This is a genomic window from Chryseobacterium mucoviscidosis (assembly GCF_002177115.1).
Lineage (GTDB): Bacteria > Bacteroidota > Bacteroidia > Flavobacteriales > Weeksellaceae > Chryseobacterium > Chryseobacterium mucoviscidosis.
This window is the reverse complement of sequence record NZ_MVAG01000015.1, coordinates 1-237: the sequence shown is the minus strand read 5'-3', so window position 1 is coordinate 237 and position 237 is coordinate 1. Positions and strand designations below refer to the sequence as shown.

Genomic DNA, 237 nt, shown 5'->3' with positions numbered 1-237 from the left:
GGTTGTGTTAATAACGACACCCTGTCAGGGGATGTTTATACCGCTTCTGAAGCGAAACAAGTACAGAATGTCAGCTATGGCACCATCGTTAATGTACGTCAGGTACAGATTCAGGGCGGTGATGATTCCAACGTTATCGGCGCAATTGGCGGTGCTGTACTTGGTGGTTTCCTGGGAAATACTATTGGTGGCGGAACCGGGCGTTCTCTGGCTACTGCAGCAGGGGCCGTTGCAGGT

1 pseudogene is annotated in these 237 nt (G+C 51.5%); it reads left to right on the top strand.

The window, feature by feature from the left end:
* Positions 1-237, top strand: a pseudogene (gene slyB / locus B0E34_RS22570) (outer membrane lipoprotein SlyB); the annotation flags it as partial.